Genomic DNA, 21,858 nt, shown 5'->3' with positions numbered 1-21,858 from the left:
ATGCTTAAAGGTAGCGCGAGTTAAGACAAGCTGGGACGCTTCTCCTGCCCGGTTTGCGGCAGGTCATCAACAATGGAAGGTAAAACCTGATGAAACATCAATTACTGCTGGGTGCTATTCTGTTCTCTCTCTCGGGATCTCTGATGGCAGCCGAGTCGCTGTGTCAGCAAAAAGAGCACGACATTCAGCGCGAAATCGACATGGCTAAACAGCATGATAACCAGCGCCGGGTGACCGGGCTGGAGCGCGCGCTCACTGAAGTACGTGCGAATTGTACTGATGAAAGACTGAAGTCAGCCCACAGCGAACGCATTGCAGAGCAAAAACACAAAATTGCGGAACGTGAGCGTGAGTTGAAGGAAGAGCGTCAGGATGGCGACAAAGATAAGATTGAGAAGCGCGAACGTAAGCTGGAAGAGGCACAGCACGAGCTGAAAAAGCTTGAGGCTGAGCCCTACTAATCGGACTTAAATAGATGATGTAATGGAGAACTTCATGTCTAAAGACACCACATCTGAACATCTGCGTGCGGAACTGAAAAACCTTGCTGACACCCTGGAAGAAGTACTGAGCAGCTCGGCGGATAAATCGAAAACCGAACTGGACAAACTGCGCAGCAAAGCGCGCGGCGCGATTGAAAGTTCGCGTGAGAGACTGGGCGATTCCGGTGAACGCATCGCGCAATCCACGCGTGAAGCGGCAGAAAAGGCCGACGAGTATGTGCGCGATAATCCGTGGCACGGCGTAGGCATCGGTGCAGCTGTCGGTGTACTGATCGGCATCCTGATCTCACGTCGTTGATATGAGCGATAGTCAGAGCCACGGCCCAGGCAAAGGGGTCTTCAACATCGGTCAGCGCATCGTCACCACCCTGGTCGGGATGGTGGAAACGCGCGTCCGTCTGGCGATTGTCGAGCTGGAGGAGGAGAAAGCCAATCTGATTCAGATGCTGATGATGGTTGGACTGACGATGCTGTTTACCGCTTTTGGTTTAATGAGCCTGATGGTGCTGATCATCTGGGCGGTAGATGCGCAGTATCGGCTGATGGCGATTGCCATTACTACCGCCGTACTGTTTGCGCTGGCGCTGATCTTCGGTGTGTGGACGCTATATAAGTCACGCCAGTCAACGTTGCTACGTCATACCCGCAAGGAGCTGGAAACCGATCGCAGCTTGCTGGAGGAGCATCGCTCATGAGCCGTCGTGAACGTGAAGCACGCATTCATGAACTGTTGAATCAGGTTCAGCAGCAGCGATTGGATCTCAGTGCTGCACGCCGTGACTGGCTGGATGGCACCGCTCACTACGATCGCGGCTGGCTAACGTTTCTCAGCTTACGCCGCTATCTGGCGATTGGCAGCAGCGCACTGGCTATCTGGTCAATCCGCAGTCCTAACCGTATTTTGCGTTGGGCAAAACGCGGTTTTGGGCTTTGGAGTACCTGGCGCATGATTAAATCCACGCTCGAACCTCGCTAACGCCTTCATTTGAAACCGGATCTAAAAGATTCGGTTTTTCTTTATCAAAATCCCTGAACAACATTGACAGTTTAACTCGCTTACAACTGTTGCAACCTGCGACTATCATCTTCCTCCATCAGCCCAACGAATTGCGACCAGCGATTCTGCGGGATCAAAACCTTGCAGGCCAACAACCTGCTTCTTAATTCTTGTTGGAGTAAATGATGAAAAAATTCGAAGACTCAGGCCTGTTGCTGGCACGCGTATTAATGACCATTCTGTTCATCACTGCGGGCTGGGGCAAAATCACCGGTTATGCCGGTACCGCACAATACATGCAGGCGATGGGCGTCCCGGGCTTCTTATTGCCGCTGGTTATTCTGCTGGAGTTCGGCGGCGGTCTGGCAATTCTGTTCGGTTTCCTGACGCGTTTCACCGCACTGTTCACTGCGGGCTTCACTGTGCTGACTGCGTTCCTGTTCCACAGCAACTTTGCTGAAGGCGTTAACCAGCTGATGTTCATGAAGAACCTGTCCATCGCCGGTGGTTTCCTGGTGCTGGGTCTGGTAGGTCCGGGTGCATACAGCATCGACCGTCTGATTCGTGCTCGTTTCGCACCAGCAGCCGCACGCTAAGCACACAAGCGCTGCCAGAACACATATACTGATTTGCAGGGGCGAGGATTTTCCTCGCCCTTTTTCTTTATGGAGGGCTTATGGGACAACTGATTGACGGTGTATGGCATGACACCTGGTACGATACGAAGTCAACCGGTGGCCGCTTCAAACGCACAGAAGCAGTCTGGCGCAACTGGATCACCGCAGATGGCAGTGCTGGCCCCACCGGCAAGGCGGGTTTCGCTGCCGAGCGCGATCGCTATCATCTTTATGTTTCTCTTGCCTGTCCGTGGGCACACCGCACGCTGCTGATGCGCCAGCTTAAAGGGCTGGAAGAGATGATTTCCGTCTCAGTGGTGCATCCATTGATGCTGGAAAACGGCTGGACCTTCGACGACGATTTCCCGGACGCAACCGGCGACTCTCTGTATCAAAACGAATACCTCTATCAGCTCTACCTGCACGCCGACCCGCAATATACAGGCCGCGTGACCGTTCCGGTGCTGTGGGATAAAACTCAGCACACCATCGTCAGTAATGAATCGGCTGATATCATCCGTATGCTCAACACGGCCTTCGATGCACAAGGTGCCCGCGCTGGGGATTATTATCCGCCGGCGTTGCGCGATAAGATCGATGAGCTGAACGGTTGGATTTACGACACGGTGAACAATGGCGTGTATAAGAGCGGATTCGCGACCTCGCAGGCGGCCTATGATGAATCAGTCACCGCGCTGTTCCATTCGCTGGCGCGACTTGAGCAGATCCTCGGGCAGCATCGCTACCTGGCCGGCGATCGCCTGACGGAAGCGGATTTGCGTTTATGGACCACCTTAGTCCGCTTCGACCCGGTGTATGTCACGCATTTCAAGTGCGACCGTCACCGCATCAGTGATTACCGCAATTTGAGCGGCTTCCTGCGTGATATCTACCAGATGACGGGCATCGCCGATACGGTGAATCTGCCACATATTCGCCATCACTATTACTGTAGCCACAAGACCATCAACCCGAGCGGCGTGATTTCGCTAGGCCCGGCGTTTGACTGGGATGAGCCACACGGCCGCGGTTGAGGTTAGTGGGGATCATTGCGTTCAACACACTCCTTTTTTAAGGAGTGTGTTGTGCAGGTTTTAAAAGGTGGAATACGAGGTGAACCGCCTGACACTCCATTTCTTCATGCGCGTTAGCCGCTAAGAGTCAGGCCGATGTGCCCACTTTTAAGCAAACTTAATCAGCACTATCCCAGCAATCAGCAATCCCACCCCTAACCAGCCGATGCGATTCAGACGTTGACCAAACAGTACCCAACCAGCCGCTACCGTTGCCACCAGACCAAAACCACCCCACAGTGCATAAGCCACTGAGAGATCGATCCCTTTCACCGCTTGTGACAACGCACTGAATGCCCCCAGCACCGCGACCAGTGAGAGCAGGCCGTAAATGACACGGCGGAAACCATCGGAGTATTTGAGAAAGATATTCGCGACGATCTCCAACCCAATCGCCAGTGCAAGCCAGGCAACGTGCACCGCATTAAACGTGGCCATGTTGCAGCTCCTTGCGTGTCAGCGTGCCAGATTTGATTAGCGCAATTCCCGCCACCAGCGTGATTAAGCCCGCCACCTTCATCAGCGATAAGGGTTCATCGAACAGCGTGACGCTGAACAGGGTGATAAACAGAATGCCGATACCTTCCCACATCGCATAGGCCACGCCTAAAGCGATACGTTTTACGGCGAAAGACAGGAAAATATAAGAGAGCGCGATCATCACCAGCATAAAAATAAAACCCGCGTTGTCGTCATTGACGCTGGCCCATTTCATAGAAAGCGTGCCGGTTATTTCAGCCAGGATAGCTAAAACTAATAAAAGCCAATAGCGCATACTTTCTCTCCTTAAGAGAAATAGAGAACCATCACGCGAAATAAACGCATGTGAAATTTTAAGAATATTTTTAAATAAGGAGAGTGTGACGCTAAAGCGCGAAGCGCCAGTGCTGGTCGCAGATCGAGCAGTGGAAGTGTTCAGAGAGATAAATAGAGGTTGCCATCATTGGGGCGAGCATTTTATCCATAATTTTACAACTTATCCACGCTGTTGCTTTTCGTCGATGTGGATGAAAAATTGTCCTCGGTAGTGAAACACGCGCCTATTCTGGCATAAGGATTATTTTGTTCCCCAGTATTTTCATTTCTTTACGCTGTGGCTTTATTTATTCCCCGCGGGATGAGATTTATTTTAATTTCCACTAAGCCGCGCTCTTTTCTTTGAGAGTGGGTTGTCCTTCCTCTCGCCGCCATACGCCAGATAGCAAAAAACCCGCCGAGGCGGGTTTTTCACATGAAAAAGTCGAAACTGACCGATAAGCCGGGTTCTGTCGTGGACAGTCATTCATCTAGGCCAGCAATCGCTCACTGGCTCAAGCAGCCTACCCGGGTTCAGTACGGGCCGTACCTTGTGAACCCCTATTTGGCCTTGCTCCGGGTGGAGTTTACCGTGCCACGAACTGTTGCCAGCCGCGCGGTGCGCTCTTACCGCACCCTTTCACCCTTACCTGATCCCATTACTGGGCCATCGGCGGTTTGCTCTCTGTTGCACTGGTCGTAGGCTTGCGCCCCCCAGGCGTTACCTGGCACCCTGCCCTATGGAGCCCGGACTTTCCTCCCCTCTGCCCGTCTCCCCCGAAAGGGACGACGACAAAGCGGCGACTGTCTGGTCAGCTTCGGCGCGGGATAATAGGCGATCCGCCCGCGTTTGTCACGCCTCTTGCTGCTCCAGCGCGTACTTATACAGGGCGTTCTTCTTAACGCCATGAATTTCCGCCGTTAACGCAGCGGCTTTTTTCAGCGGCAGCTCAGTTTGCAGCAACGCCAGGGTGCGCAACGCTTCGGCAGGCAGCGCTTCTTCATCGGCCTTGTGCCCTTCAACAATCAGCACCATCTCGCCTTTGCGACGGTTTTCATCTTCCAGTACCCAGGCCAGCAGTTCGCCCACCGGCGCGCCCTGGATGGTTTCCCAGGTTTTGGTGATTTCACGCGCCAGCACCACATAGCGATCTGCACCCCATACGCTCACCATATCTTGCAGGCTATCGATCAAACGGTGAGTGGATTCATAAAAAATGAGGGTACGTGGTTCATTCTCAAGGGAGCGCAGCACATCGCAGCGGCCTTTACTCTTGGCGGGCAGAAATCCTTCGTAACAGAAACGATCTGACGGTAACCCCGCCGCACTTAATGCTGTAATCGCCGCGCAGGCACCCGGCAACGGAACCACGCGCACACCTGCTTCACGGCAGCGACGTACCAGATGATAGCCAGGATCGTTGATTAATGGCGTGCCCGCATCCGAGACCAGCGCAATGCTCTGGCCTTCTTGCAGCTTGGCTAACAACACTTCTGCTTTCTGTTGTTCGTTGTGGTCGTGAAGTGCGAACAGTCGCGCATTGATGGCGAAATGTTGTAGCAACAGCCCGGTATGACGTGTATCTTCCGCTGCGACCAGATCGACGCTCGCAAGCACCGTCAGCGCACGCTGCGTGATATCACCCAGGTTACCGATCGGGGTAGGAACGATATAGAGCGTGCTGGCAGAAATCTCTGCCCGATCGAGTTGTTTCATTGTTTCATCCGAATTGCCGATTTAATATTGAGCATCTAGAAAAAAACATCACTGGATACAGTATGCTTCCTTCAAAAGTCGTACGTCATAAAGCAGGACGCTTTGTACCTGTTCTTCTCGCTGGACTGATTTTAGCCGCCTGTAGCGGCCAGGGACCGCAGCAAACCTCCAACGTCAATATTCAGGGGCCTGCTACTGGCCGGTCTGACTATTATCTGCAGCAGGTGCAGCAAAGCAGCGATGATAGCAAGACCGACTGGCAATTACTTGCCATCCGTGCCCTGTTGAAGGAAGGAAAGTATCCGCAGGCTAACGATCAGATCTCGCAACTGCCACAGCAACTCTCTGCAGTGCAGCAGCAGGAGCTGCAATTACTGCGCGCGCAGATGCAGATTGGTCAGCAGGATTTCGGCGGCGCTCAGCAGACGCTGGGTCAGGTGAAGACTGATGGCCTGTCTCAGGATCAGCAGGTGCGCTACTACGCACTGCAAATCGCTGCGGCGCAGAATCGCCCTTCACTCGCGCTCTTACGCGCCTATATTGCTCAGGAGCCGTTGCTGCAAGGCGCCGACCACCAGAGCAATATTGACGCCACCTGGCAAGCTCTGACGCAAATGACGCAGGATCAGCTGAACAGCCTGGTGATTAACGCCAATGAGAACACCCTGCAAGGCTGGCTGGATCTGCTCAACACCTGGCACACCAACAGCCAGGATCCGCAGATGCTGAAAGCGGCGATCAAAGACTGGCAGACACGTTATCCGCAAAACCCGGGTGCGAAAACATTACCAACGCAGCTTAGCCAGGTGCAAAACTTCACCAAAGCCTCGACCAGCACCATCGCGCTACTGCTGCCGCTGAATGGCCAGGCACAGGTTTTTGCCAATGCGATTCAGAAAGGTTTTAACGATGCCAAAAATGGCGTGTTAACTGCACCAGCCCCGCAACCCGCCCCTGCTGCTACCGCGGCAACCGATGCCAATGGCCAGCCGTCAGCACAACAACCTGGCGACGCGAACGCACAACAGCCTGCCGATGCTAACGCTGCCGCTAACGCAGTTGTCAGCCCGGCCATGGCAGGTAATATGCCGCCACAGACCGAACAGCCGCAGCCCGCAGCACAACCGGCGACTACGGCGGCTCAGCCGGACAGCAACGCTCAGGTTAAAGTTTATGACACCAGCAGTCAGCCGATTGCCCAGGTAATGCAGCAGGCTCAGCATGATGGCGCGACCATCGTGGTGGGCCCACTGTTGAAAAACGACGTGGAATCGGTGGTGAACAGCCAGACGCCACTCAACGTGCTGGCGCTGAACGAGCCAGAACAGATCCAGAACCATCCGAATATTTGTTATTTTGCGCTTTCTCCTGAAGACGAAGCGCGCGATGCCGCGCACCATATCTACGAGCAAGGCAAACGCCAGCCATTACTGCTGGTACCGCGTAGCAGCTATGGCGATCGCGTCAGCAAGGCGTTCGCACAGGAGTGGCAGCAACTCGGCGGTTCCACCGTACTGCAACAGCGTTTCGGTGGCGTTTCTGAGCTGAAACAAGGTATTAATAGCGGAGCGGGTATCGCATTGAGTGGCACGCCGCTGACGGTTGAACAGCCGCAGTCTGCCGGCGTGGCTGTTGCGGGCCTGACCATTCCAGCGCCGCAAACCACCCCGCCAGCGCCAACGGCCGATGCCAGCGGTGGCAGTGTGGATGCGGTGTATATCGTGGCCAGCCAGGACGAGCTGCAACTGATCAAGCCGATGATTGCGATGCGCACCAGCAGCCGCAACAATATCGCACTGTATGCCAGCTCCCGCAGTGCGCAGGCGGGTGCAGGTCCAGACTTCCGTCTGGAAATGGATGGCCTGCAGTTCAGTGATATTCCGCTGCTCTCCGGTAACAATCCGGGTCTGATGCAGCAGGCGGCGAAGTCGTTTAACAACGATTATTCGCTGGTTCGTCTCTACGCGATGGGCATTGATGCCTGGACGCTGGCGAATCACTTTAACCAGATGCGCCAGGTGCCTGGTTTTGCCATTGACGGCAACACCGGCAAGCTGAGCGCCGACACGGATTGCGTGATCAACAGGAAGTTGGCATGGAACCAGTATCGTCAGGGACAAATCGTTCCGGTGCAGTAAACCGCCAGCGCATTGGCGCTGAGCAGGAGCAGCAGGCGCGTGGCTATCTGGAGCGCGCCGGGCTGCGATGGATTGCCAGCAACGTGCGTTGCCGCAGTGGGGAAATTGACCTGATTATGCGAGACGCCGATTGCTGGGTGTTTGTCGAAGTGCGCTATCGACGCGATGCGCGCTACGGCGGTGCCGCCGCCAGCGTGACGCGCCAGAAACAACAAAAGCTGCTGCGTACCGCTGCATGGTGGTTGCTGGCACGCGGCGGCAGTTTTGATACGGTGAATTGCCGTTTTGACATCATTGCCATTACCGGGCGTGAGCTGGAATGGCTGCCCGATGCCTTTAATGCCGATGGATAGAACCAGGTGGTCTTGTGCAGGACAGAATTAAAGCGTGTTTTACCGAAAGTATTCAGACTCAAATCGCCGCTGCGGAGGCACTGCCGGATGCGATTTCTCGCGCCGCTATGACGCTGGTGCAGTCGCTGCTGAACGGTAACAAAATCCTGAGTTGTGGTAACGGTGCTTCATCGGCCAATGCTCAGCATTTTGCCGCCAGTATGATTAACCGTTTTGAGACCGAGCGCCCCAGCCTGCCTGCGCTGGCACTGAGCGCCGATAATGTCATGCTGACGGCGATCGGCAACGATCGTCTCCACGATGAAGTTTATGCCAAGCAGGTTCGCGCGCTTGGTCAGGCCGGTGATGTGCTGCTGGCCATTTCAACCCGTGGCAACACCCGCGATATCGTAAAAGCGGTTGAAGCTGCGGTGACTCGCGATATGACTATCGTCGCGCTGACCGGCCATGATGGCGGTGAGCTGGCGGGCCTGTTAGGTCCGCACGATGTGGAAATTCGCATTCCGTCACATCGCAGCGCACGCATTCAGGAGATGCATATGCTGACGCTGAACTGCCTGTGTGATTTGATTGATAACACTTTGTTCCCACACCAGGAATGACTGAAGGAGCTCAAATGAAAGCATTGAACGCTGTCGCCATTCTTTTAACCGCCATGATGCTGCAAGGCTGTGTTGCCGTTGTGGCAGGCGGCGCCGCTGTGGCGACCAAAACAGCAACGGATCCGCGCACCGTAGGTACGCAAGTGGATGATGGTACGCTGGAACTGCGTGTCAGTAACGCACTGGCTAAAGATGAACAAATCAAAAACCAGGCACGCGTCGTGGTCACCGCTTATCAGGGCAAAGTGCTGCTGACCGGCCAATCACCATCGGCTGATTTGGCGAGCCGCGCCAAGCAGATTGCCATGGGCGTGGATGGTGCCACCGAGGTGTATAACGAAATCCGCACTGGCCAGAAAGTGAGCCTCGGAACCTCATCATCCGATACCTGGATCACCACCAAAATCCGCTCACAGCTGCTGGGTAGCGATCAGGTGAAATCATCGAACGTGAAAGTGACCACGGAAAACGGTGAAGTGTTCCTGCTGGGTCTGGTGACACAACAGGAAGCCACTGCGGCGGCCGATGTGGCCAGTCGTGTGAGCGGTGTGAAACACGTAACGACCGCGTTCACCATCCTGAAGTAATCTGCAGTTGACGGGCGCAGTCAGCTGCGCCCCGACCACAGACAAGGGCAGCCTCAGCGGGCTGCCTTTTTTATGCCGGTAAATCGATCACCAGCGCACGCAGTGGCGTTTTCGCCTGCAACGTAATCTGCTGTTCTTCACTTAAGAACGCGCCGTCACCACAGCTCAATAATTCCTGATTGGCGCTGCTTGCCTGTAGATCCAACGAACCGTGGATCGATTGCAGATAGGCGCGAGGGCCATTCAGCTTCACCGTATGCTGTTCACCCGGTGCCAGGATGACCTGATGCACCCACACCTGCTGACGCAGTTGCAGGCTGCCATCAACGCCGTCTGGCGAGGCCAGCAAGAAACGGGTCTGCTGCGGCACAGTGATTTTCTGCAGCAGCGGATTCTCTCGATCCGGGCAGGCCGCCAGCCACAGTTGCATGCGTGTTAGCGGGTGATCTTTGCTGATATTGATTTCACTGTAGTTCACGCCCTGCCGCGCCGACAGCAGCATGGCTTCGCCTTCCCGCGCGATCAGGTGGTTACCTTCGCTATCGCGGTACTCTGCTTCGCCCTGCAACACCAGGTTCAGCACATCCACCTGCGGATAGCTGCGTGGCTGGAACGCCGCACCGGGTGCCAGCACTTCCTGATTAAGCACACGCAATGAAGCGTAGCCCATTAATTTCGGGTCAAAATAGTGGCCAAAAGAGAAACTGTATCGCGCCTGCAACCAACCGAAATCGGCCTGGCCACATGCTGACGCGCAGCGGGTTGTCATCATGATTTACCTCCGACGCACTGCGGTGAGATTCGACCACAGGCTTTATACGTTAATGGTAAAAGGCTGGACGCCGGATTGTTAGCCAGTTAATCTGCCTGGCATATTCAAATTTACTGACAGAGAACCGGCATGGCAAAAGACCGCGCGTTAACCCTCGAAGCTTTACGTGTGATGGATGCTATCGACCGTCGTGGTAGCTTTGCTGCGGCAGCCGATGAACTGGGCCGCGTTCCCTCTGCATTGAGCTACACCATGCAGAAACTGGAAGAAGAGCTGGACGTGGTGCTGTTTGACCGCTCCGGCCATCGCACCAAGTTCACCAATGTCGGGCGTATGCTACTGGAGCGTGGGCGCGTGCTGCTGGAAGCGGCCGATAAACTCACCACCGATGCCGAAGCGCTGGCTCGCGGTTGGGAAACCCATCTCACCATTGTGGCCGAAGCACTGATCCCCACCAATCTGCTTTTTCCTGTCGTTGAAAAGCTGGCGGAGAAAGCCAACACGCAGATTTCACTGGTGACGGAAGTGCTGGCCGGTGCCTGGGAGCGTCTTGAACAGGGCCGCGCGGACATCGTGATAGCGCCTGATATGCATTTCCGTGCATCAACCGAGATCAACACCCGTAAGCTCTACAGCATTATGAGCGTCTACGTGGCCAGTCCGGATCACCCGATTCATCAGGAAGCTGAGCCGCTGTCTGAAGTGACGCGCGTGAAGTATCGCGGCATCGCGGTGGCGGATACCGCGCGCGAACGCCCGGTGTTAACGGTGCAGCTGCTGGATAAACAGCAACGCCTGACGGTGAGTAGCATGGACGATAAACGCCGAGCGCTGCTGGCAGGATTGGGTGTCGCTACCATGCCTTATCCGATGGTGGAACAGGATATCGCCGAAGGCCGTCTGCGTGTGGTGAGTGCCGAATACACCCGTGAAGTGGATATCATTATGGCGTGGCGCCGCGATAGCATGGGTGAAGCCAAGGCGTGGTGCCTGCGTGAAATCCCGCGGTTGCTGGCAAAGCAGCGCGGTTGATTAAGACCTGGACGGGATAAATGTCACCCCAACGCCGAACATCGTAATGGCGGCATTCATCCCAAACATTTTAATGCGGAATTCATGCCGGACATTGTTTTGGCGATATTCAAGCCGCCCTGATTGACGATCACATCCGGCTCAGACAATCGATCGCCACCGCTTTAAAGCTGACGAAATCCGCGCAATCGCGCAATCGGGTCATCGCCCTCTCCCGCAGGAAGGTGACGAACAGATCGTAAATCGCCATCGCCTCTTCGTATTCGCTTTTGCTGATCGCCAGCAGGAAAATCACCGAAGCGGTTTCATCACCCCAGCTCACGCCATGCGGCGCCAGCACGGTATACACCACGGTTTTCTTCGCCAGCAATCCCAGTGAGTGTGGCAGCGCAATGCCTTCGCCGAGCAAGGTGCTGACAATCGCTTCTCGCTCTTCGACGGAGGGATAAAAGTCCGCATCCACACAGCCTTCTGACTCCAGCTGATCGCACAACACGCGGAACAGCGCGGATTGCGTCATCGGCTTATCCAGCACCATAAAGTGCTGTGCATCGAAGTATTTTTCCAGCATGTAAGGCCGTGTGCGATCCACCAGCACCAGCTTACCCAACTGCTCCAGCTGGAACTCGGTCGGGAACGGCGACATCACCGCAATCGGCTTATTCTTCTCACTCAAGCGCACGGTGGAAATCACGAAATCTTCGTCAATGTGTTCGCGCATCTCGTAATCACGCTGCGACAAACGTGCCGTGACCACCAACTGCGGGTATTTACGCAGCAGCAGCGCTTCAATCATGCGCAGTGTGGAGTTGCCGCTGTCGCACACCAGCAGCACCTGCGGATGGCGTTGATAGCCGACATCGTAATGTCGCTCTAGCCCGACACCGATGTGCAGCACCAGAAAACCGATTTCGTTCTCGCTGATGCTGTACGGCGTGTACTTTCCCCAGCTGGTGACCGCCGCCAGCGTCACGTCATAGGCCATCGGATAGTGCTGTTTGATGTTACTCAGCAGCGGGTTGGGGATGTGAATCTGGTAGCGCACCCGGGTAATCATAGTTTTGATATGGGTGAGCAGATCGGCCCGCAGCTGCTCATCCTGCTGCAAGCGGTAGTTGTAATGGGTGTTGATGTAGTTCAGCAGGTAATCGACTAACGCATCGGCGTCATCAGCATTAATGGTGCTGGGCGACAGCGCCTGAATCTGCCGGGCGGCGATATTGACGCGCAGCCAGTTCTCTTCCGCCTGCGAGATCGGTTTGCCGACCAGCGGCTGCATCAGATTCACCAGATGATGCGCGGCTTCGCGCACCTCATCACCGACATCTTCTGCGCCGGGATCGTTGAGCGGGAAACCTTCACTGATGCGTCGCACCGCCACCGCACAGTAAATTTGCAGATAGCGCTCGCCCTCATCGCTCAGGCGAATCGCATACTGATTAAAGCAGTGCTGCAACAGCGGCTCCAGCTGCGTCAGGATACCGCTGTGCAGCGCTTCCACCGTCAACAGCGGGCTGTCCGGCATCTCCTGATCGATCTGCCACAGCAAATCCGTCAGGCAGGTGCGGATCGCCGCTTCGCTGCCGAACAACTTCATGCCGTAATGCGGCTTGGTTTCGATATTCAGATGATAGCGGCCCAGCCACTCGCGCACTTCCGCCATATCACTTTGCAGGGTAGCGCGGCTGACAAACCACTCTTCCGACAGGTCTTCCAGCTTGAGTGAATAGGCGGCGGTGAGAAAACGCGTGAGCAAATAGCGTACGCGATCCTGAGAAGTGCGCGGCACGCGCAGCGGCGCGGCGCTCTCTTCCTGCAGACGGTCAAAAAGCGCCACATCGTCGATCTTCAGCTGATATCCCGCGCCGCGCGCCAGTACGAACTGTGCGCCGTGTTGCTCCAGCAGCGCATTCAGCGCGGTGATATCGGTGCGCACCGTGCGCGTTGAAACAGAAAAGCGGCGCGCCAGCTCATCCTGCGGCAGCGTTTCGTTTTGCAGCGCAGCGAAAAGTTGGGCCAGACGCTGATTGGGAAATCTCACGGAGCTTCACCTGTGACTCGTTTGTTACAGCAGTTTCTTGCACGTTGCCAGAAGCTGACGCACATCGTCAATGCGCGTGTCGCCAGTGGCACTGTCGATGATCGAACTATAGACGTGTGGAATCACTTTGCTGACGCCCGCATCGAGTGCAATCTGCACAATGGCTTCGAAGTTATTGAGATCGATGCCGCCGGTCGGTTCCAGCCAGAAGTCGTGACGCGCACAGGCTTCAGCAACGGCACGGTACTCATTCACCGCTTTTAAGCCGCCCATCGGGAAGTATTTCACTGAGCTGCCGCCCATGTCCTGCAGCATGGCGATGGCGCTGTCGATCGGCACAATCGCATCTTCCAGTTGCGAGCTGCGCGGTCCGGTGGAGATTTTCACCAGGCCCGGCGTGCCGGTTGGTGAAATCAGGCCGTTAACCACGGTGTGATTCTGACCAAGTAAGGCACGGCTGGTGGCGACACCGGTAAATACCTGGTTAACATGCTGCGGTTGCAGCACCGCTGAGATCTCACTCACCATCGCCGACTGATTTGGATCGCCCGCGCCCAGTCCGACGGACAGCGCGTTGTCGATCAGTGCCGCGTACTCACGCATATCGGCAATCGCTTCTTCATTGCTCGCGTAATTTTTTGATAAGACGCCCACCAGCACATGCCCTTCTGCGGCCTGCCAGATCTCTTTAGCGTTTTGCTTAGAACCGGCCAGCACGTTGAGGCACAGACGGCCCTGATAAAAATTCGGGTTCAGACTCATGCGCGTTTTCCTCCGCTGAGTAACGCCTTGATACGGCTAAAAATAATATGCAACTGATCGGCGCTGACGCTGCGCACGTCGGCTTCGATAATGCCTTCATTGGCCTTGTAGCCACGGAAGTAGATAGCGATGTCGCCGGTTTTCAACGCCTGCACCAGCTCGCCGGTTGGCCATTGTGTGACGGCTTCATCGAACTTGATCTCAGCACGGGCGATATCGCGGCCCGCCGCATCCCACACCACGCGTGCGGACACACCATTCAGCGTATTGAGGTTGTCGATAAACGGCGTCATGTTGGCGACCATCTCAGCGCCGGTGGTTTTCGGCTGCACCAGATAGTTTTCAATCGCCTGCGTCAGACCGAGAATCCCCTCTTTACCGACTTTCATCGCGCGGCCAATGCCGTTGCTCTGACGTTTTACCCACTCAACGTACTGAGTGCGGCCAATCACCAGACCGCTGGTCGGCCCTTCGATCGCCTTGGCGCCGCTGTAGATCACCAGGTCCGCGCCCATCTGGTAGTAGCACTGCAGATCTTCTTCTGCTGCCGCATCCACGATTAACGGGATACCGTGTTTACGCGCGACCACCGCCGCCTGCTCCACACTCAGGTGGCTCTTCTGCACGCAGTGGTGTGATTTGATGTAAAGCAGCGCCGCCGTGGTTGGCGTGATGGCCGCAGCCAGCTGTTCTGGCGAACATTCGTTGCTGTAGCCGGCTTCCACCAGACGTCCGCCGCCCAGCGCCACCATCGCCCCCACCGGCGCACCGAAGTTCACGTTATGGCCTTTCGGCACCACGATATCGTGCGGCACGGTCAGCGGCGCGGCATGCAGGTTGTCCAGCAGCCAGTCGTTATCTTTAACGATCACCGCCGCCACGCTCTGTGCGATGCCCGCAGAGGCGCAGGAGACCACCACCGCGCTCTCGACATCCAGCAGTTTAGCGATATACGCGCCGGTTTTATTGACCAGATCTTTGATCTCGAAATAGTGATTCAAACCGTAGCTGACGGTCTCGACCACATCGGCAGACGGGGTTGAAACACCGAGAATGGTCATACGACCGGAGGCATTGATGACCTGTTTCAGGTCATATTTTTCATAAATCGAAGACATGATTGGCTTTCCCTTCATCAGTCAGATGCCACTTACCCGCGATAACCACGGCCAGCGGCAGCAAATGTTGCTCACCCAAAACCCGTTCGCCTTCAGCATCAACGAACGGGCGGGCTTCCTCTTTGACGGTAAAAATGGTCAGGTCGGCGTCATAACCTTCGGTTAAGCGCCCTTTGCCCGCTAAGCGCAGGCCAGCAGCGGCATTACCGGTGACGCAGTCGATAACCTGCGGCAGCGTCATGCCAATGCTGAAGAATTTCGACATCACATGCGCCAGGCTATGTACCGGGCCGTTGATGCGGTTGCGACAGTAAATGTCCGAGCTAATGGTGTCGGGCAGAATACCCTGCGCGATGGCCTGACGGGCCACTTCAAAGCTGAAGCTGGCACTACCATGGCCGATATCCAGCTTCACGCCGCGCGCGATGGCATTTTTCACCGCGGCTTTCAGTTCGCCCTGCGGCGACAGAATGCGGTTGGGTTTGCCGTTGAAGCAGTGAGTGATGATGTCACCGGAGGTGAGCAAATCGGCGATCTCTTCCAGCACCGGCGGGTTGTTGCCGATGTGCACCATCAGCGGCAGATTTCCCGCCGCCTGTTGAATGGCTTTGGCGCGAATCAGCGGCTGAATGCCATTTTCACCCACCACGCTGCTGCTCATGCGCGCTTTTAATCCCACGATAAAGTCCGGGCGACGTTTCACCGCCTGCACCACCGCATCACCGTCGATTTGCGCCATATCCGCCAGTTCGTTCTGGGTGATGATGCCGGTGCGTGAGATGTTGATCAGCGCGCGTACTTCAGTGGTGGCGGAACGGGTGAGCTGATAGAAATCGTCGATATGATCCGCGCCGGTGCTGCCTGCATCAACCACGGTAGTGACGCCCTGCGCCATCCCAATCGCATCGGCTTCATCGTGATAAATCGGGGATTTGGGATAGCAGTGCACGTGGCTGTCGATCCAACCCGCACTGACGTAGTAGCGCCCTGCTAAATCGCGCTCCTGCTGAGCTGAACCGCTGACGTCGCCGACCGCAGCAATCTTGCCGTGCTGGATGGCGATATCCACCAGCTGTTCGTCGCACAAACGCGCGCGGCGCAGAATCAGATCAAACATATTTACTCCTTAACAACCTGCATTCAGCCTGGTGCACATGAATACGCACCCTTCGGAATCTGCATCACATCTGTGCGGGGGCATCAATACCCCCCCACAGAATGCGCTGTTCAATCGTAGGGTCGCCGTGAAGGGCGACCGTTAAATCGGAAACAGCTTTACAGCGAAACCGGGAACATCGCGCCTAACGCCATAGCACCTAAAATCGCGCCACCGGTGATCGGTTTGTTCCACAGATAAAACAACAACGCACCCACCAGCGAACCGATGCCAATCGGAATCGATGCCGCCATCGCAGACAGGATAATCAACGGCCCAAGGAAGCGACCCGATGCATTACCTGCGCCCATCATCACGTCCGCACCGTAGGTGGAATCGCTCTGATTGATGGTGAACTTACGCGCCAGGATAATCAGATAACCGATCGCTAAACCCACCACCAGACCCGTTGCCAGTGATGCGGCAAAGTTTGCCACCGGGAACACAATGCCCGCGCCCAGCAGCAAAGCCGGAACGCCCAGCCCGACACCGGTTTGAATCGCACCGCCAATATCCAGAATCCCGACCAGCGAACCCTCGATGATGCGAGCAAACAGGAAGCTGGCACCAAACGCCGCCACCGCGCCATACACGCCGGTTTCCATGCCGGAACGCAGCATTGAAACAAACGCCACTTCGTTAAACGCGCCAATGCCGTACAGGTAGTACATGTGCGTACCGGCAAACACCCCGGTGGACAGCAGGCCAACAAAGATCGGGAAAGACCAGTCGGCGTACCAGAACCCTTTGTTTTCGGTCTCGTTCATTCTCAAGGCTCCTTATTTGCCGCTCAGGCTGTTGTGAATCATGTCCAGCCAGCCAGGAATGCCAAGTTGGAAGGATTGCAGCAGTTTCATGTCGAAACCACGGAAGAAGCCGCTCAGAGCGAACAGCAGCACAATCGCGAACATCATCACTTTGGTGACTTTGTTCCAGCCGCTCTCTTCCACGCCTTTACCAATCAGGATACCCAGCACCAGACCCGGTACGGCATTGCCCATGATCAACTGCGCCAGACCACCAAAGATGGTCGCCCAGAAACCGGATTTCTTACCGGCATCAATCGCTGCCAGCCAGAAGATCACCGGCATCACGGTGTTCACCAGCAGGTTGGCCGCCGGTACCAGCACTTTAACCGCCGTAACCTGTAATGCCGCTGGCACCGCAGAAGCGGTACTGTTGAGGAACGCCACCACGATCATGCCGATGATGCCGCAGGCAATCGCCATGCGTTTCGGGTTGTGCAGGGTTTCCGCGACGTTACGATTTTTCACCATCAACGCAGCCGCGCCCCAGTTGGGCAGAATGCGGTGGTCAACGTCCTGTGTGAAGGAGCCTGCCGCCACAGACGATGCCCAGGCGTTAAAGAAGAAGCCAAGACCAAAGGAGAAGTGCGATGCAGGATCGCCTTCACAGGAATTGAGTTCACCCAAGGTACGAAACGCGCCCATACCCTGGGTGGTCGGTGCGTGGAACATGCGCGCTGCGCCCGCTCCTACCCCAACGCCAACCAATCCACCAATGATCAACGACTTAAACAAAATGATTAAAAACATGTTGTTGTACCCTTTGTTGTCGTTTTTATTTCGTCGCGATGAAATCCACCTTATCGGTGTCGATCACGGTGACGCTGACGGTGATTTCCAGCTCGACGCTGTAATTCCGTCGTTCGCGCGCCAGAAAGAAGAACAAGAACTTCTCTGTGCGTACGCTCTCCTGCGCGCGCAGCACCCGCACATCTATGGGTTCAATGCGCAACAGAATCTTTTGGCTGGTGCGCAGCACTTGCTGCTGCACCTTGCTCAGTGCATCGGAAAAGGCTTTCGCTTTGCTGTCGCCTTTGCCCTGCACCGTGACCTGCGTCTCGTATTGCTGTTTCATGCTTAGCTGCCGTGTTTTTTATTCCAGGCCTGCACCAGACGTTCACCCAGCTCTTCTTTATCCATAAAGCCAAAGCCCAGCACGGTGGCGCCTTCGTTAATGGCAGTCACGCCTTCATCAATCGAACGCATACCGTGTTTGGCTTTGTAGCCATATTTGTTCTGTGCAGTGATGGCACCCGCGCCGCCGCTGCCGCAGAAGGAGATGCCGAAATCGGCGTTTTCCGCTTTCATCACATCGCCCAGCTTCATATCCGCTGCGACGCCCGGCACCACCACGGCACGGCCGCCTGCTTTCTCAATCCCTGCTGCGACTTTCTGACCTTTACCCAGACGATCACCAATCACGACTGTTACCATGTTCAATTCCTCTCGATTTATGCTTCGTTGGATTTCGCCACTTCGATATGCACCGATAACAACCAGGCTTCTTCTTTGGGCAGATTGCCAAACAGATCGACCACCTGCTGTGCCAGCGCCATGGTTTCTGGCGAGATATCTTCAAACAGTTCGGCTTCCACTTCCGGCAAGGCTTCTCCCGTGAGGGAACGCGCTGCCATCGCCCGTACATGCGAGGCCAGCATCTGCTGCTGCACGGCATTGGCTTCGATGTGGTGCGCGGCGTAGATCGCCGCAATCTGCTTCAACGTGTTATCCGCCAACGCCTGAATGGCTTCTGGCGTACTCGGTTTCAGCGGGACAGCTTCACTCCTCACCTTGCTACTCCTGTTTACTGCGGATAATTAGAGATAATTCGCGTTAGAAAGAAATTACGCTTTCCGCTTCAGGCTGTGGAGACGCATCTTTTCCACCTCAAAGTGGAAATCCCACGGGCGTGTGTGCGCCAGATCGCACTACGCATGAAGTGTGCGAAACAGGTCACAAAAATGGGGGTTATGCCGGAAATCGATGCGTTTAAACGGAGGGAATGCGAGAGGAGATAAGGCCAGCCACAGGGCTGGCCGGGTTATCAGCGGAATTTCTTATGGTTGGCGTTACGAATATCTTCCAACTTCTTCGCTTCAGTTTTGGCTTCGTCGAGCTTGTTGGCTTTCGCCAACTGATCGACGACATCAATCTGCGCAATCAGAGAATCAAGACCGGCGTGATAATCCTTAATCTGGGCGCTATCGGCAGCCTGACCTTCCAGTTTTTCCGGCGTGGATTTTTTAGCATCCTCCGCCGCCTGGCGCATCTTGCCGAGCGCGGTTTGCATTTCCTGAGCATCAGAGGTTTTCTTCACCACGCTCAGGCCATCTTTCAGGGTATCCATATCACTCTTCAGGTCAGCGGCGAATACGCTAGCCGAGGAGAACAACAGTGAGAGAGACAACATTGCAATCACATGCTTACGCATAAATATTCCTTATTTCCCGTCATATTTCAGGTTCCAGACACGTTGGCTACGCTCACTCACCTCAGTCACTTACTGATGTAATGCCCTGAGGATTCATTCACTTGCCGCCTTTCTGTCACGCAAATTATTTAGGGGTATTATTGTCGGGCTAAAAAAAAAGCAGCCTTGCGGGCTGCTTTCATGAAGCGATGTCTTTATTGTCCGGCGATTTTCATCTCCGGCAGCAGCACCGAACCGCATTGTATATTGCTGCGCGTTTCAATGTCGTTACCGAGCGTTACCATATTGAGCCACATATCCTTGAGGTTGCCCGCAATTGTGATCTCGCTCACAGGATATTGGATTTCACCGTTCTCAACCCAGAAGCCTGATGCACCGCGTGAGTAATCACCGGTCATGGCGCTGACACTGGAGCCCATCATTTCGGTGACCACTAAACCACGGCCCATCTGCTTCAGCATATCTTCAAAGCTATGTCCCTGCCCTGCAATGCGCCAGTTGTGAATGCCGCCGGCATGGCCGGTGCTCTGCAGGCCAAGCTTGCGTGCCGAATAGCTGGTCAGCAGCCAGTTTTGCAGCACGCCATCTTTGATGATGTCACGCGCCTGGGTACGCACGCCTTCGCTGTCGAACGGCGTAGACGCCAGCCCTTTCAGCAGGTGCGGCTTCTCTTCAATCGTCAGCCACTCAGGCAAAATCTGTTTGCCGAGTGAATCCAGCAGGAAGGTCGCTTTGCGATAGACGCTACCGCCGCTGATCATGCCGACCAGATGACCAAACAGACCCGTCGCCACTTCCGGCGCGAAGATCACCGGCGCTTTCATGGTTGGCAGCTTGCGCGGCGCTAAACGGGATAGCACGCGACGTGCGCACTCTTGTCCCACCCAATCCGCAGTTTGCAGATCGTCAATGGAACGGCCGATGGTGTAGGCGTAATCGCGCTCCATGTTGCCATCCTGCTCGGCAATCACACAGCTGGAGAGCGAATGGCGGCTGGAGCAGTAGCTCTGCAACATGCCGTGGCTGTTACCGAACACTTTGATGCCGACGTGGCTGTTGAAGCTGCCGCCTTCGGTATTGGTAATGCGCTTGTCAGCCTGCAGCGACGTCTGTTCGGCCTGTGCAGCCCATTCGATAGCGCGATCGGCATCGATCTCCCACGGATGGTAAAGATCGAGATCCGGCGCTTCAAATGCCAGCAGATCGGGATCAGCCGGGGCACCAAAAGGATCAACCGAGGTGTAACGCGCAATGTCGATCGCCGCCTGCACGGTGCGTTTAATCGCATCCGGGCTGAGGTCGGTTGAAGAAGCACTGCCTTTGCGGTTCTGATGATAGACGGTGATGCCAAGTGCACCATCGCTGTTGAATTCGACGTTTTCCACTTCGCCATAGCGGGTACTGACGCCGATGCCGGTGGTTTTGGTCACCGCGACTTCTGCTCCATCAGTGCTGGCTTTCGCCAGTTCCAGCGCCTGCGCGACAGCCTGTTCTAACACTTTACGTTGTTCTGCAACCTGAGTAGATACGTTCATCGACCTGCCGTCTAATCTTAAGTATGAATTTATTGAGTCTATCAGACTCAGAGAACAATTTCGCAGTCGCCCGATAAACTGGTAGGATTAGCCTCTTTTTTTAGGGAGCCAAGAGATGACCAAGCAGCCCGATGACTGGCTCGACGATGTGCCAGATAATCAAAACGAAGAAGATGAAGACGAAGAGATTATCTGGGTCAGCAAAAGCGAAATTAAACGCGACGCCGAAGAGCTGAAACGCCTGGGCGCCGAGTTAGTTGATCTGGGGAAAAACTCCCTCGACAAAATTCCACTCGACGATGATCTGCGTGCCGCCATTGAGCTGGCACAGCGTATTAAAAAGGAAGGCCGTCGCCGCCAGTTGCAGCTGATCGGTAAGATGTTGCGCGCGCGCGATGAAGATCCGATTCGTCAGGCACTGGATAAGCTGAAGAACCGCCATAACCAGCAGGTGGCGCTGTTCCATAAACTCGAGCAACTGCGCGATCGCATGATCGAGAAAGGCGATGATGCGATCGCAGAAGTGATTAACCTCTATCCGCAGGCCGATCGCCAGCAGCTGCGTACCATGATCCGTAATGCGCAGAAAGAGAAAGCCGCTAACAAACCACCGAAAGCCACCCGTCAGATCTTCCAGTATCTGCGTGAGCTGGCAGAGGCGTAAGTTTGCCGCGTGCATAAAAAGGGTCGCCAGTGGGCGTAATGCTTGTCAGTTAAGATCTTAATGGAGGCCGCAACGGATAACGTTGTGGCCTCTTTTTTACCGCCCTTGGGTAATGCCGCACTCTTCTTTCCGGCAGCACCAGCCCTGGCGCCATCGCCA

General features: G+C 55.4%; 27 protein-coding genes and 1 other RNA gene. 12 read left to right on the top strand and 16 right to left on the bottom strand.

Annotated elements, in window-relative coordinates; all coding sequences use genetic code 11:
• The first annotated feature begins 89 nt into the window (after nt 1–89).
• From F3J37_RS11025 to F3J37_RS11000, 6 genes are all read left to right on the top strand, one after another.
• Nucleotides 90–461, top strand: coding sequence for a DUF1090 domain-containing protein (locus tag F3J37_RS11025; RefSeq protein ID WP_034829192.1), 372 nt, complete (start codon nt 90–92; stop codon nt 459–461).
• Nucleotides 462–495: 34 nt separating this feature from the next.
• A complete protein-coding gene (locus F3J37_RS11020; RefSeq protein WP_034829194.1) occupies nt 496–801 on the top strand; it encodes an ElaB/YgaM/YqjD family protein in 306 nt (101 codons plus the stop codon).
• Between the two features lies 1 nt (nt 802).
• Nucleotides 803–1,198: a phage holin family protein gene (locus F3J37_RS11015; RefSeq protein ID WP_034829196.1), complete on the top strand. Its 396-nt coding sequence runs from the start codon at nt 803–805 to the stop codon at nt 1,196–1,198.
• Nucleotides 1,195–1,479, top strand: a complete 285-nt coding sequence (locus F3J37_RS11010) for a YqjK-like family protein (RefSeq protein WP_038644523.1) — start codon at nt 1,195–1,197, stop codon at nt 1,477–1,479. The genes F3J37_RS11015 and F3J37_RS11010 overlap by 4 nt, the downstream gene beginning before the upstream one ends.
• Nucleotides 1,480–1,685: 206 nt before the next feature.
• Nucleotides 1,686–2,096 (top strand): DoxX family protein, encoded by a 411-nt coding sequence (locus F3J37_RS11005; protein WP_058959530.1) that lies wholly within the window; start codon nt 1,686–1,688, stop codon nt 2,094–2,096.
• Between the two features lie 80 nt (nt 2,097–2,176).
• Nucleotides 2,177–3,151 carry a glutathione S-transferase family protein gene (locus F3J37_RS11000; protein WP_166933406.1) on the top strand — a complete coding sequence of 325 codons (975 nt, stop codon included), beginning with the start codon at nt 2,177–2,179 and terminating at the stop codon, nt 3,149–3,151.
• 147 nt (nt 3,152–3,298) lie between these two features.
• Here F3J37_RS11000 and mdtI read toward each other — a convergent pair whose 3' ends face one another.
• From mdtI to rsmI, 4 genes are all read right to left on the bottom strand, one after another.
• Entirely contained in the window at nt 3,299–3,628 is a 330-nt protein-coding gene (gene mdtI, locus F3J37_RS10995) for a multidrug/spermidine efflux SMR transporter subunit MdtI (protein ID WP_166933404.1), read from the bottom strand.
• Entirely contained in the window at nt 3,615–3,965 is a 351-nt protein-coding gene (gene mdtJ, locus F3J37_RS10990; RefSeq protein ID WP_034829204.1) for a multidrug/spermidine efflux SMR transporter subunit MdtJ, read from the bottom strand. Before mdtJ ends, mdtI begins: the two co-directional genes overlap by 14 nt.
• A gap of 463 nt (nt 3,966–4,428) precedes the next feature.
• An RNA gene (gene rnpB, locus F3J37_RS10985) (RNase P RNA component class A) lies at nt 4,429–4,805 on the bottom strand.
• 33 nt (nt 4,806–4,838) lie between these two features.
• Nucleotides 4,839–5,702 carry a 16S rRNA (cytidine(1402)-2'-O)-methyltransferase gene (gene rsmI, locus F3J37_RS10980; RefSeq protein WP_034829205.1) on the bottom strand — a complete coding sequence of 288 codons (864 nt, stop codon included), beginning with the start codon at nt 5,700–5,702 and terminating at the stop codon, nt 4,839–4,841.
• A 62-nt stretch (nt 5,703–5,764) separates the two neighbouring features.
• On the opposite strand from rsmI, the gene F3J37_RS10975 reads away from it, so the two are divergent.
• From F3J37_RS10975 to dolP, 4 genes are read left to right on the top strand one after another with little or no spacing between them, the layout of a single operon-like run.
• Nucleotides 5,765–7,840, top strand: a complete 2,076-nt coding sequence (locus F3J37_RS10975; protein ID WP_166933403.1) for a penicillin-binding protein activator — start codon at nt 5,765–5,767, stop codon at nt 7,838–7,840.
• The gene (locus F3J37_RS10970; protein ID WP_166933401.1) at nt 7,798–8,193 is read left to right on the top strand and encodes a YraN family protein; all 396 of its coding nucleotides are present in this window, start codon (nt 7,798–7,800) and stop codon (nt 8,191–8,193) included. The genes F3J37_RS10975 and F3J37_RS10970 overlap by 43 nt, the downstream gene beginning before the upstream one ends.
• 14 nt (nt 8,194–8,207) lie before the next feature.
• On the top strand, nt 8,208–8,795 hold the full coding sequence (gene diaA / locus F3J37_RS10965; protein WP_034829211.1) for a DnaA initiator-associating protein DiaA: 588 nt from the start codon (nt 8,208–8,210) through the stop codon (nt 8,793–8,795).
• A gap of 14 nt (nt 8,796–8,809) precedes the next feature.
• Nucleotides 8,810–9,382, top strand: coding sequence for a division/outer membrane stress-associated lipid-binding lipoprotein (gene dolP, locus F3J37_RS10960; protein WP_034829213.1), 573 nt, complete (start codon nt 8,810–8,812; stop codon nt 9,380–9,382).
• 70 nt (nt 9,383–9,452) lie between these two features.
• On the opposite strand, the gene F3J37_RS10955 is transcribed toward dolP, so the two are convergent.
• Nucleotides 9,453–10,154, bottom strand: coding sequence for a pirin family protein (locus F3J37_RS10955; RefSeq protein ID WP_166933400.1), 702 nt, complete (start codon nt 10,152–10,154; stop codon nt 9,453–9,455).
• Nucleotides 10,155–10,283: 129 nt separating this feature from the next.
• Between F3J37_RS10955 and F3J37_RS10950 the strand changes: the two genes are divergently transcribed.
• Nucleotides 10,284–11,186, top strand: coding sequence for a LysR family transcriptional regulator (locus F3J37_RS10950; RefSeq protein WP_034829216.1), 903 nt, complete (start codon nt 10,284–10,286; stop codon nt 11,184–11,186).
• A 130-nt stretch (nt 11,187–11,316) separates the two neighbouring features.
• On the opposite strand, the gene F3J37_RS10945 is transcribed toward F3J37_RS10950, so the two are convergent.
• The 11 genes from F3J37_RS10945 to pmbA form a co-directional block, all read right to left on the bottom strand.
• On the bottom strand, nt 11,317–13,227 hold the full coding sequence (locus tag F3J37_RS10945; protein WP_166933398.1) for a BglG family transcription antiterminator: 1,911 nt from the start codon (nt 13,225–13,227) through the stop codon (nt 11,317–11,319).
• 24 nt (nt 13,228–13,251) lie between these two features.
• Complete coding sequence (gene dagF / locus F3J37_RS10940) at nt 13,252–13,989, bottom strand: 2-dehydro-3-deoxy-phosphogluconate aldolase (RefSeq protein WP_038644502.1); 738 nt, start codon at nt 13,987–13,989, stop codon at nt 13,252–13,254.
• A complete protein-coding gene (locus tag F3J37_RS10935; RefSeq protein ID WP_166933396.1) occupies nt 13,986–15,107 on the bottom strand; it encodes a DgaE family pyridoxal phosphate-dependent ammonia lyase in 1,122 nt (373 codons plus the stop codon). Before F3J37_RS10935 ends, dagF begins: the two co-directional genes overlap by 4 nt.
• A complete protein-coding gene (locus F3J37_RS10930) occupies nt 15,091–16,224 on the bottom strand; it encodes an amidohydrolase/deacetylase family metallohydrolase (protein ID WP_166933395.1) in 1,134 nt (377 codons plus the stop codon). Before F3J37_RS10930 ends, F3J37_RS10935 begins: the two co-directional genes overlap by 17 nt.
• A gap of 158 nt (nt 16,225–16,382) precedes the next feature.
• On the bottom strand, nt 16,383–17,030 hold the full coding sequence (locus F3J37_RS10925) for a DUF4310 family protein (RefSeq protein WP_166933393.1): 648 nt from the start codon (nt 17,028–17,030) through the stop codon (nt 16,383–16,385).
• Nucleotides 17,031–17,042: 12 nt separating this feature from the next.
• Nucleotides 17,043–17,819: a DUF4311 domain-containing protein gene (locus F3J37_RS10920; RefSeq protein WP_034829226.1), complete on the bottom strand. Its 777-nt coding sequence runs from the start codon at nt 17,817–17,819 to the stop codon at nt 17,043–17,045.
• Between the two features lie 25 nt (nt 17,820–17,844).
• Nucleotides 17,845–18,144, bottom strand: coding sequence for a DUF4312 family protein (locus tag F3J37_RS10915; RefSeq protein ID WP_034829228.1), 300 nt, complete (start codon nt 18,142–18,144; stop codon nt 17,845–17,847).
• Between the two features lie 2 nt (nt 18,145–18,146).
• Complete coding sequence (locus tag F3J37_RS10910; protein WP_009087404.1) at nt 18,147–18,503, bottom strand: SFCGS family glycine-rich protein; 357 nt, start codon at nt 18,501–18,503, stop codon at nt 18,147–18,149.
• A gap of 17 nt (nt 18,504–18,520) precedes the next feature.
• Nucleotides 18,521–18,859, bottom strand: coding sequence for a glycine dehydrogenase (locus F3J37_RS10905; protein WP_034829231.1), 339 nt, complete (start codon nt 18,857–18,859; stop codon nt 18,521–18,523).
• A gap of 254 nt (nt 18,860–19,113) precedes the next feature.
• Nucleotides 19,114–19,500: a cytochrome b562 gene (gene cybC / locus F3J37_RS10900; protein WP_038644492.1), complete on the bottom strand. Its 387-nt coding sequence runs from the start codon at nt 19,498–19,500 to the stop codon at nt 19,114–19,116.
• A 194-nt stretch (nt 19,501–19,694) separates the two neighbouring features.
• The gene (pmbA, locus tag F3J37_RS10895) at nt 19,695–21,035 is read right to left on the bottom strand and encodes a metalloprotease PmbA (RefSeq protein ID WP_166933391.1); all 1,341 of its coding nucleotides are present in this window, start codon (nt 21,033–21,035) and stop codon (nt 19,695–19,697) included.
• Between the two features lie 115 nt (nt 21,036–21,150).
• On the opposite strand from pmbA, the gene yjgA reads away from it, so the two are divergent.
• Nucleotides 21,151–21,699, top strand: a complete 549-nt coding sequence (gene yjgA, locus F3J37_RS10890) for a ribosome biogenesis factor YjgA (protein WP_034829237.1) — start codon at nt 21,151–21,153, stop codon at nt 21,697–21,699.
• The last annotated feature ends 159 nt before the right edge of the window (nt 21,700–21,858 follow it).

This window comes from Candidatus Pantoea communis (genome assembly GCF_011752685.1).
In the GTDB taxonomy this organism is placed as follows: domain Bacteria; phylum Pseudomonadota; class Gammaproteobacteria; order Enterobacterales; family Enterobacteriaceae; genus Pantoea; species Pantoea communis.
This window is presented reverse-complemented; position numbering and strand designations above follow the sequence as displayed.

Coding starts and splice junctions, on each gene's coding strand:
- F3J37_RS11025 (WP_034829192.1), top strand. CDS start 90: ATGAAACATCAATTACTGCTGGGTGCTATTCTGTTCTCTCTCTCGGGA.
- F3J37_RS11020 (WP_034829194.1), top strand. CDS start 496: ATGTCTAAAGACACCACATCTGAACATCTGCGTGCGGAACTGAAAAAC.
- F3J37_RS11015 (WP_034829196.1), top strand. CDS start 803: ATGAGCGATAGTCAGAGCCACGGCCCAGGCAAAGGGGTCTTCAACATC.
- F3J37_RS11010 (WP_038644523.1), top strand. CDS start 1,195: ATGAGCCGTCGTGAACGTGAAGCACGCATTCATGAACTGTTGAATCAG.
- F3J37_RS11005 (WP_058959530.1), top strand. CDS start 1,686: ATGAAAAAATTCGAAGACTCAGGCCTGTTGCTGGCACGCGTATTAATG.
- F3J37_RS11000 (WP_166933406.1), top strand. CDS start 2,177: ATGGGACAACTGATTGACGGTGTATGGCATGACACCTGGTACGATACG.
- mdtI (WP_166933404.1), bottom strand. CDS start 3,628: ATGGCCACGTTTAATGCGGTGCACGTTGCCTGGCTTGCACTGGCGATT.
- mdtJ (WP_034829204.1), bottom strand. CDS start 3,965: ATGCGCTATTGGCTTTTATTAGTTTTAGCTATCCTGGCTGAAATAACC.
- rsmI (WP_034829205.1), bottom strand. CDS start 5,702: ATGAAACAACTCGATCGGGCAGAGATTTCTGCCAGCACGCTCTATATC.
- F3J37_RS10975 (WP_166933403.1), top strand. CDS start 5,765: ATGCTTCCTTCAAAAGTCGTACGTCATAAAGCAGGACGCTTTGTACCT.
- F3J37_RS10970 (WP_166933401.1), top strand. CDS start 7,798: ATGGAACCAGTATCGTCAGGGACAAATCGTTCCGGTGCAGTAAACCGC.
- dolP (WP_034829213.1), top strand. CDS start 8,810: ATGAAAGCATTGAACGCTGTCGCCATTCTTTTAACCGCCATGATGCTG.
- F3J37_RS10955 (WP_166933400.1), bottom strand. CDS start 10,154: ATGATGACAACCCGCTGCGCGTCAGCATGTGGCCAGGCCGATTTCGGT.
- F3J37_RS10950 (WP_034829216.1), top strand. CDS start 10,284: ATGGCAAAAGACCGCGCGTTAACCCTCGAAGCTTTACGTGTGATGGAT.
- dagF (WP_038644502.1), bottom strand. CDS start 13,989: ATGAGTCTGAACCCGAATTTTTATCAGGGCCGTCTGTGCCTCAACGTG.
- F3J37_RS10935 (WP_166933396.1), bottom strand. CDS start 15,107: ATGTCTTCGATTTATGAAAAATATGACCTGAAACAGGTCATCAATGCC.
- F3J37_RS10930 (WP_166933395.1), bottom strand. CDS start 16,224: ATGTTTGATCTGATTCTGCGCCGCGCGCGTTTGTGCGACGAACAGCTG.
- F3J37_RS10925 (WP_166933393.1), bottom strand. CDS start 17,030: ATGAACGAGACCGAAAACAAAGGGTTCTGGTACGCCGACTGGTCTTTC.
- F3J37_RS10920 (WP_034829226.1), bottom strand. CDS start 17,819: ATGTTTTTAATCATTTTGTTTAAGTCGTTGATCATTGGTGGATTGGTT.
- F3J37_RS10915 (WP_034829228.1), bottom strand. CDS start 18,144: ATGAAACAGCAATACGAGACGCAGGTCACGGTGCAGGGCAAAGGCGAC.
- F3J37_RS10910 (WP_009087404.1), bottom strand. CDS start 18,503: ATGGTAACAGTCGTGATTGGTGATCGTCTGGGTAAAGGTCAGAAAGTC.
- cybC (WP_038644492.1), bottom strand. CDS start 19,500: ATGCGTAAGCATGTGATTGCAATGTTGTCTCTCTCACTGTTGTTCTCC.
- pmbA (WP_166933391.1), bottom strand. CDS start 21,035: ATGAACGTATCTACTCAGGTTGCAGAACAACGTAAAGTGTTAGAACAG.
- yjgA (WP_034829237.1), top strand. CDS start 21,151: ATGACCAAGCAGCCCGATGACTGGCTCGACGATGTGCCAGATAATCAA.